7 protein-coding genes are annotated in these 7944 nt (G+C 70.0%); 2 read left to right on the plus strand and 5 right to left on the minus strand.

The genetic code is table 11. The features are described from left to right. Window positions 1-187: 187 nt before the first annotated feature. Both V6U90_RS19745 and V6U90_RS19750 read right to left on the minus strand, forming a co-directional pair. Window positions 188-1072: an ABC transporter substrate-binding protein gene (locus V6U90_RS19745; protein WP_334438533.1), complete on the minus strand. Its 885-nt coding sequence runs from the start codon at window positions 1070-1072 to the stop codon at window positions 188-190. A 143-nt stretch (window positions 1073-1215) separates the two neighbouring features. Beyond that, the gene (locus V6U90_RS19750) at window positions 1216-1974 is read right to left on the minus strand and encodes a class I SAM-dependent methyltransferase (RefSeq protein WP_334438536.1); all 759 of its coding nucleotides are present in this window, start codon (window positions 1972-1974) and stop codon (window positions 1216-1218) included. 124 nt (window positions 1975-2098) lie between these two features. Between V6U90_RS19750 and V6U90_RS19755 the strand changes: the two genes are divergently transcribed. Continuing rightward, the gene (locus V6U90_RS19755) at window positions 2099-2437 is read left to right on the plus strand and encodes a YnfA family protein (RefSeq protein ID WP_334438538.1); all 339 of its coding nucleotides are present in this window, start codon (window positions 2099-2101) and stop codon (window positions 2435-2437) included. 85 nt (window positions 2438-2522) lie between these two features. On the opposite strand, the gene V6U90_RS19760 is transcribed toward V6U90_RS19755, so the two are convergent. The 3 genes from V6U90_RS19760 to V6U90_RS19770 form a co-directional block, all read right to left on the minus strand. After that, a complete protein-coding gene (locus V6U90_RS19760) occupies window positions 2523-3830 on the minus strand; it encodes a hypothetical protein (protein ID WP_334438541.1) in 1308 nt (435 codons plus the stop codon). A 590-nt stretch (window positions 3831-4420) separates the two neighbouring features. Further along, window positions 4421-5956 carry a hypothetical protein gene (locus V6U90_RS19765; RefSeq protein ID WP_334438544.1) on the minus strand — a complete coding sequence of 512 codons (1536 nt, stop codon included), beginning with the start codon at window positions 5954-5956 and terminating at the stop codon, window positions 4421-4423. A 118-nt stretch (window positions 5957-6074) separates the two neighbouring features. Further along, window positions 6075-6260 (minus strand): hypothetical protein, encoded by a 186-nt coding sequence (locus V6U90_RS19770; RefSeq protein ID WP_334438547.1) that lies wholly within the window; start codon window positions 6258-6260, stop codon window positions 6075-6077. Between the two features lie 965 nt (window positions 6261-7225). Here V6U90_RS19770 and V6U90_RS19775 point away from each other — a divergent pair. Further along, entirely contained in the window at window positions 7226-7873 is a 648-nt protein-coding gene (locus V6U90_RS19775) for a hypothetical protein (RefSeq protein ID WP_334438550.1), read from the plus strand. Window positions 7874-7944: the final 71 nt, after the last annotated feature.

Genomic DNA, 7944 nt, shown 5'->3' on the forward strand with positions numbered 1-7944 from the left:
ACGGGTACAGATCGGATCGGATAGGCGTACCAGCCTAAACAGATTCGTCTCGTTCGCCCTCATGATAATCCTGCGTACCCGGTACCGAGGTCGGGCCCGCGCGCAGATGGGACACCCCGGGGCGCCGACCACTGCGCGTCACGGCCGGAGGTCACACCCCGCCCGGCCGCCGGCTGTGCCCCTCTGGTCAGGCGACCCGGATGATCGCGCCGGCCGGTGGCTCGGGCACCGCGCCGGGGTGCAGGATGGCGGCGATCGCCGCCACGCCGTCGACCAGCCGGGGGCCGGGGCGGACCACGATGCCGTCCGCGTCGATCGCCCACACCTCGGCGCCCGGGAATCTCGGCGCGACCGTCTCGGCCTGCCGGGCGGCCCCGTCCAGGTGGAATCCGCACGGGGTGACCAGCACCACCTCCGGTGCCGCGCCGGTCAGTTCGGACCAGGTCACCTCCACCGAACGGGCGCCGGGGCGGGTGGCGACCGGCTGGCCACCGGCGATCTCCACCAGGTCGGGTACCCAGTGCCCGGCGGTGAACGGTGGGTCGACCCACTCGACCACGGCCACCCGGCGGCGCGGCCGGCCGGCCACCGCCGCCGAGACCGCCGCGAGCCGGTCGCGCAGGCCGGCCACCAGGGCCGACGCCCGATCCGGTACGCCCGCCCGGTCGCCCACCGCGACGATCGTGCCGAGCACTTCCTCCAGGGTGTACGGGTCCAGCGACAGCACGTCGGCCCGGCAGCCCAGGTAGTCCAGGGCGTCCGAGACGTGGTCCGAGGGCAGGGCGCAGACCCGGCACAGGTCCTGGGTCAGGATCAGTTCCGGAGCCAGGCCGGCGAGCGCGTCGGAGTGCAGGGTGTAGAGGTCGGCGCCGGCCGCCAGCTGGGCCCGGACGTAGTCGTCGATCTCGGTCGGGGTCATCCCCCGGGTGTCCCGACCGCCGACCACCACGGTCTTGTGGCCCCGGTCGGCAGCCGGCAGTTCACACTCGAAGGTCACCCCGATCAGGTCGTCACCGAGGCCGAGGGCGTAGACGATCTCCGTCGCGGACGGCAGCAGGGACACCAGACGCATACCGCCATCCTGCCCGGTGCCACCCGCAGGCGCCGTACCCCGGTCGGCGGTCAGCCTCCGCCCCGGCCGGTCGGCGGTCGCGGTCAGCCTCCGCCCTGGCCGGCCGGCGGTCGCGGTCAGCCTCCGCCCTGGCCGGCCGGCGGTCAGCGCAGTCCGGCCACGGCGGCGTCCGTACCGCCCCGCCAGAGGGTGCCGACCTCGGCGAAGCCTGCCGCGCGCAGGGCGTCGAGATGCCAGTCCGCCGGCGGGCTCCACTCCGGACTGTGCCCGGTGGGGTAGATCTGCCGCCGCTTCTCGGCCAGCGGGGCGAGGGTCGGAGCGGCGGTGACCTGCTCCCACCAGGCCGACCAGGAGAGGACGGCGCCGGCGGCGTACCGGGCGTTGCGGCGGGCGCGGGCCCGATCGAGAAGTTGTGCGCTGAGGGTGGCCAGGCCCGGGTCGGGCATGTGGTCGGCGTTGACGAAGAGCCCGCCGGGGCGCAGCAGGTCACGGATCTCGCGGTAGAGGGTGGCGAGGCGGTCGCCGTCCAACCAGTGCAGGGCGGTGGCGGTCAGTACGGCGTCGTACTCGCGCAGCGGCAGGGCCGCCGCCCAGTCGGGGTCGTTGAGGTCGGCGGTGACCACGGTGGCCCGGCCGGTCAGGGACGCCTCGGCGATGGTGAGCAGGACCGGATCGAGGTCGACCAGGGTGACCTGCGCCTGGGGGAAGCGGGCCAGCGTGCGAAGGCTGATCGATCCGGTACCGCCGGCCAGGTCGAGTACCCGGGGGTCCGGCCGGTCCGTGACCGCCTCGACCGCGTCGAGCATCGTGTCGAGCCGGTGCTCCCGGTCCGGCAGGTATGCCTCCTGCTGGCGGTCCCAGCTCTCCTGCCAGGCCCGGACATCGAGGTTGTAAGGAGTCATGGCGACTACGCTAGTTACGGGTCAGGGTCGGTGTCCAGAGCCATCCGGTCCTTGTTGCAAAATCTTGGCAATTGCAGGCACCGGTCCTGAAGTCGGTGCGGGTCGACCGGCTACGGTCGGCGGCGTGACCGTGCTCCGTTCCCTGCTGCTGTTCGCCCTGGCCGCGCTCGCCGAGATCGGCGGTGCCTGGCTGATCTGGCAGGGCTGGCGTGAACACCGCGGCCTGTGGTGGATCGCCGCCGGTGTACTCGCACTCGGCGCCTACGGCTTCGTCGCGACCTTCCAACCCGACCCGAACTTCGGCCGGATCCTCGCCGCGTACGGCGGCGTCTTCGTCGCCGGCTCCCTGGCCTGGGCCGTGGTGGTGGACCGGTTCCGCCCGGACCGGTGGGACCTGATCGGCGCGGCCATCTGCCTCGTCGGCGTGGCCGTGATCATGTACGCCCCACGCGGAAACGGCTGAGCGCGGAAACGGCTGAGCCACGACTGACGGTACCGGCCCCATGTCGTTCTGCGCGGGGCCGAACAACCGCTTCCTGCGGTACCGGTTACTCGGCCTCCGCCACCGCCAGCGACGGCTGCGGCCCCCGCTGGGCCGGTACGACATCGGTGCCGTCGGGCCAGCCGTGCCCGTTGTGGCCGTTGCCGGCGACCGGCGCCCCCGGCTCGACGTGGGCCGGAACGGCCGGTGCGCCGGCCTGCGGCACGACATCCCGGTTCGCGTCCGGTCGGGCCGGCGCCACGATCGGGTACTCGCTGGTCGGCGCGCCGCCCGCAGCGGCGGCGATGACTGCGGCGGCGGCCAGGTCGGCCACCCGCTTCGCCTCCCGCTGCACCCGCGCCCGTACCTCCTTGGCGTGCCGCTCGGCCGACTCGGCCGACTGCCGCGCCTCCTCCAGTCGGGTCAGCTCGGCCGCCAGGTTCTGGCGGACCTCGGTGAGCCGCTGCTGGAGCTGGGACATCTCGCCGTCGATCCCGGCCCGCTCCTGACGCGACTGGGCGAGCTGCTGCCTCTCGGTCTCCAGGTCGGCCTGCTGCTGCGCCAGGGCCTGCTGGAGGGCCTGGATCTCCCGCCGGACGACGGTCAGCTGCTGTTGCTGGATGGCGGCCTGCTCGTCCGCCCGCCGACGCAGCTCAGCCGAGTAGTGCTGGGCCTCGGCGTACAGCGCCGAACTCTTCTGGTTGGCCAGGGCCTGCTGCTGGGTCAGCTCCCGCTCGACGGCGGCCTGCCGCTCCCCGATCTCCTCCTCCACGTCGGCCCGCCACTTGGCCAGCTCCTCCTGGGCCTGCGCCCGGGCCGCCTCGACCTCCTGCTGCACCTGTACGCGGGCCGCCTCCAGCATGGCCGTGGCCTCGGTCCGGGCGCTCTCGACCTGCTCGGCGCTCGCCGTGCCGATCCGCTGTGCCTCCTGCTCGGCGGCGTCCCGGGCCGCCTCGCCCTCCGCCCGTACCCGGTCGGCCTGCTCCCGCGCCTCGACCAGCACCTTCTCCGCTGCTGCCTCGTGGTCGGCCGCCCGCTGCGCGGCAGCGTTGATGATCGCCTCCGCCTGCTTCTCGGCGAGGGCCAGGATCTGCTCGACCATCGGGCCCAGATCCCGGAAGGCCGCCCGGTCCAGCTGCGGCGGACGCTGCCGCAGCTCGCTCAGCTCCGCCTGAAGCTGCTGGTGCTGCGCGGCCAGGTGCTGGATCTGACCGAAGGTGCGCTCGCGCTCGGCCATCAGGTTGGAGATCTCGCTTGCCGTCCGCGCGACGTACTGATCCACCTGCCGCTTGTCGTAGCCACGGAGCGCGAGCTCGAAGCTGGGCCGCGAGTTGGTCTCCTCGGATGAGGTGAACAGAGCCTCGCCGTGGGACATGCGCCATCCTCCATACGCTCGCCAGCGCGATGCCGGCGGATGAGCCGCGCCACAGCACTGATGATGCGCGGCCGGCGGACCGAGTGTCGCCCGCCTGCAGTTGCGCAACGCTACCGCCGTCCGGGTGTGTACCACCAGCCGCCCCGGATACCAAAACCGGTGACCCGTCGTCTGGTTTCCCGCAGTGGGAGCCACTCGCCCCTCACCTGGGGGAACCTTCCGGACGCGCCGCGTCACCGGCTTTGCCCCGGCAGGTACGGCGACCTGCCCGGCCACGGGTCCCACATCGACCATCGCCGGGATTCACGCCCGGTCACGTCCACAGTTGACGCCGGCAAGCGGATGGAAAACGCGGCGTACTTCGTGTCGCGGTCACGGAGCAGCCTCGGTCCTGTCGCACCATGACAGAAGAACATGGCGTGGACGGGCTTCCGGAGCTGCCACGAGGCGGGTTGCCGCTCGCCTCGGCAGCCGCCACCACGGCGGTGCCGATGGCGCCGCCCCGGCCCTCGCCGCGTACGACGCACACCCTGGCCGGGCGGCTCGGCCTGTCCGGGTGGATCGGCCGGACGGTCGTGCGGGTCGACGCTCTACGGCGCCGGTTGCTGCGGGTTGTGGGGCGAGAGTGGACCTATCTGCTCCAGATCATTTATCTCGTAGTAGATCTGCTCAAGTTGCCGGGGAGTGCCGGCGTCCCGCGACGGCTCGTAGACCAGCGAGGCTGCGGCCACGGACAGGACTACTGCCGTGGCTGCGACGACGACGATGCTCATCGTCAGCCGGATGCCCAGCACGCCCTGGTCGATCCGGCCGGTCTGCTCGTTGACGTAGAGCGCCCAACTCGGGGGCACCGGGAGCTGTTCCTGCGGGTCGGTCGCGTTGCCGATCAGCGTCCACCTGCTCCGCTCCGGGCGGTGGTCGCCGACGTATCGGGTCGGTGCCGTGGTGGCCCCGCCGCCGTCCGCGTGGTCAACCGGGATGACCGGGTTGGTGAGCAACGGTTCCTGGAACTGGTGGATCCACTGCTCGTGCGGGTCATCCCGCCAGATCCACGTCGGAGGGACGATCATGGGCAGCGGCTGCGCCTGGAACTGGCGGATCCAATGCTCGTACGGGTCCTCCAGCCAGGCATGGGTCGGGGAAGCCAGCATGGGCAGCGGCTGGTAGAGCCGTGGCCCGTACGAGGCTTTGCAGGTGACCCGGTACCCCGTCTCCCAGGTGGTCTCCTGGGTGATCTCCCAGGGTGACGGCACCCGGGCAACGCCACGGAAACGGGGGAGCGGCTCTGTCGCTGCGCGCCATCCCCCTGCGTCGGCTGACTGCGGTCCATCCGAGGAGCCGGGAGCCGGCTCCGACTCCTTCCCAGGTACGGACGTCGCCTGCTGGATGACGTACGGACGCACTATCGCGCCACGGGGATCATCCCGATCGAGCGTGGGCCACTGGAGACGAACCTCGTATGACTTGAGTTTCAGCCTCAACTGATGGTTCTCGGCTTGCAGGATCTTGATTGTCGACTGGTCGAGCAGTGAATCGGTCGGAGTGGCAGCCGTATCCTCGTCGGACCTGAGTGCCGCCGAGATCGCCGGCCGCGAACTGGAGACCTGAATCTGTCGGGCCTTGATCGACTGTCGGGTTCTGATCCAGAGGTCGTGTTCCCGCTGCGGTATGTCGCACACCGTTAGGAAAACGACGATCCGATCGTCGCGCGGCAGCGTCTTCCCGGCAGGTTTGAGCATGTCGAAGACCGTGCTCGCCGGCAGTGCGAGACCTTTGAGCCGGGCCTGCACCTCGATCTCCTTGTACGACGGGTTGCCGACGCGCTCGCGTACCTGCCGCAGTCTGGCCCGGAACTCCTCGACGGTCAGTGCGTCCACCGGGTTGACGGAATCGAGTGGGGTGGCAACCGAGGTGAGGGGGAGCGGCCGTTTCGACCGGACGGACGGGTGACCTATCTTCTTGGCAACCTGCTCCCACTTGGCCTTCCAGTCGGCGACCGGACCGTTGCAGGCCCGCACGTATGCCAGCGTCACATCCTTGCTGGGAAAATTGATACCTTTGTCTGCTTTAGACAGGCTGCTCTTGTTGCTCAACCCGTCGCGCGCCATCACCTCGTACGTCGGCATGCCCGCCCGGACGCGGAGTTCGCGTAAGCCATGTGCGAACTCCGCGACCGGACCGGCCGACGTAGGCTCAAGCGGCGCCCTCTTCCTCGGCACCGGACCTGTCCAGTCGCTACGTCACTCAGCGACGCGGCAGCCGGACAGCCGTCCCGGCCAGCAGGCAACCGCACCCGATCGTCAACTCCGGCTCGCTGCCCGCAGCGACCAGGGACTTGATGAGAACGACGATCACGATCAGTGCCACCACAGGGGCGGCGAGATGTGACAGGCACTCGTCGTTGGTGAACCCACCAGAGGTCGCAACCACTTCTTTCCTCTTTTCAATTTGGAACTCGTCCGTTGACCTGGTATTCCGCTGTCCTGGGTGCCTGCACACGCCCTGCCAGAGGCGCCGCGCGGGTTGAACAACATTGGAGATCCTCGCGGAGAAAGATCTGCGGAGGCAACAAGACCCTGTTTTCTCCTGTCACCCGAAACCGTCTTGATCTTGACCGAGAAGACCAATGGTTCAAATGGCGCAAATCGCTTCCATCCGAATTCTGGTTCCGTCGGGAAACGTCAGAAGTCGGCCGACGTTTCCGGTATCCGGAACTGAGTGGTGGACTAGCCCTCGGTAGTAGCATTTTTGCAGCTCGGACGGGGCGCAAACAGTTTCGGACGCCGTGGAGAAACATCGGACGGCGACAGAGAGGCACCCCGAACGGGTTGGTTGGCCCGACGTTGCTTGTCTCGGACGGGTTATTCCCGGGCGAGGAGCCTTCCCTCGCTCCGTCCGGAAGGGCACCATTGCGATTGCGCAGCCAATCCAGCGCCCGTTGTGAGGATATGGATACTCACGGTGGCGGTCGCTGTCGTCCGTTGACCTGGACAGGCGCTTTGCCCGGTCACCGTGCCAGCGGGGCCGGCTTGTGGAAGGCGGTACCGTTCCGGTGCCGCCTTCCGCGACAACGTCGATCAGTGGTGTTTCACGGCATCCGAAACCGCTGCCCGGTCGTCCGGCATCGGGGTGGCGGCGGTCCGCGCCGATCGGCGCAACGCGGCAACGGAACCGCTTCGCACATCCGGTACCGGGCCGGGACACGACGGCGCGGATACCAGGCTTCCGGGCCGTCCGGGCGCGGTAGGGTGCGGGCTCTTGGAGGTGGCCCTATGTCCGCGGAGTCCTGGGAACGCTCGACATCTCTGCGTCCGCCGTCCGCTCCGTGCCCCGCCTGCGGGGAGAGGGAACGGCGGCCAGTCCTCGGGGCAGCCGGCGGGTGGAACGACCGTGGTGTGTGGCGCTGTGCCAGCTGCGCGCGGCCGCTGGCGGAGCTGCCGTTCAGTCCGACCCAGGTACCGGACGGTCGGGGCGAGATCGAGGCGGCCGTCGGACTGATCGGCGTCCGGGTGCCGGCGCTGGCCCGGTGCAATCCGGACAACGTCTACGAGATCCTGCGGCCGTACTTCGAAGCTGGCTGGTGTGTGCGGGATGTCCTGCGGGCCCTGGACCACCTGCCGGACAACCAGCCGCATCCTGGCCAGGGTGTGGCCTGGTCGGTACGGGAGAGCCCGGACAAAATCATGTGGACGCTGCGGCAGCGTCTGCGGGCGTGGCGGTGGCGCGACCGGCCGGATGAGGAGAACATCATGCGCGGCTGGTGGACCGAGATGTCCGCCGCGATGCGGGTGGCCAAGGAGGAGCAGGACCACCGGGCCGCGGTCCGCGACGAGGACTGGTCACGTCAGCGGGTCAGCGCCCGCGTCAGTGATGGAACTGCCCGAGCCATGGCCCGCAGGCAGGCCGAGATCGCGGCCGGGATCGCCAAGCGGGCCCGCCGTGAGGCCGACCAGCGGGAGAACGCCCGGATAGCCGCGGAGATCGCCGCCGGGAAAGCCGCGTCCCACGTGTGGCAACCTGACCCACCGGGACAGCGGGACTAGGCCGTTTCGTATGGGCTGAAGGTGCCCGGTTGTGATGGATGTCCGGCGTGGTGGTGATCGGTAAAAGTTGA

Source organism: Micromonospora sp. CPCC 206060, from assembly GCF_036906895.1.
Lineage (GTDB): Bacteria > Actinomycetota > Actinomycetes > Mycobacteriales > Micromonosporaceae > Micromonospora.

What these genes read in the sequence shown, in the direction of transcription:
- V6U90_RS19765 (WP_334438544.1), bottom strand. Translation starts at nt 5,956, where the DNA reads ATGCCGACGTACGAGGTGATGGCGCGCGACGGGTTGAGCAACAAGAGC.
- V6U90_RS19745 (WP_334438533.1), bottom strand. Translation starts at nt 1,072, where the DNA reads ATGCGTCTGGTGTCCCTGCTGCCGTCCGCGACGGAGATCGTCTACGCC.
- V6U90_RS19760 (WP_334438541.1), bottom strand. Translation starts at nt 3,830, where the DNA reads ATGTCCCACGGCGAGGCTCTGTTCACCTCATCCGAGGAGACCAACTCG.
- V6U90_RS19750 (WP_334438536.1), bottom strand. Translation starts at nt 1,974, where the DNA reads ATGACTCCTTACAACCTCGATGTCCGGGCCTGGCAGGAGAGCTGGGAC.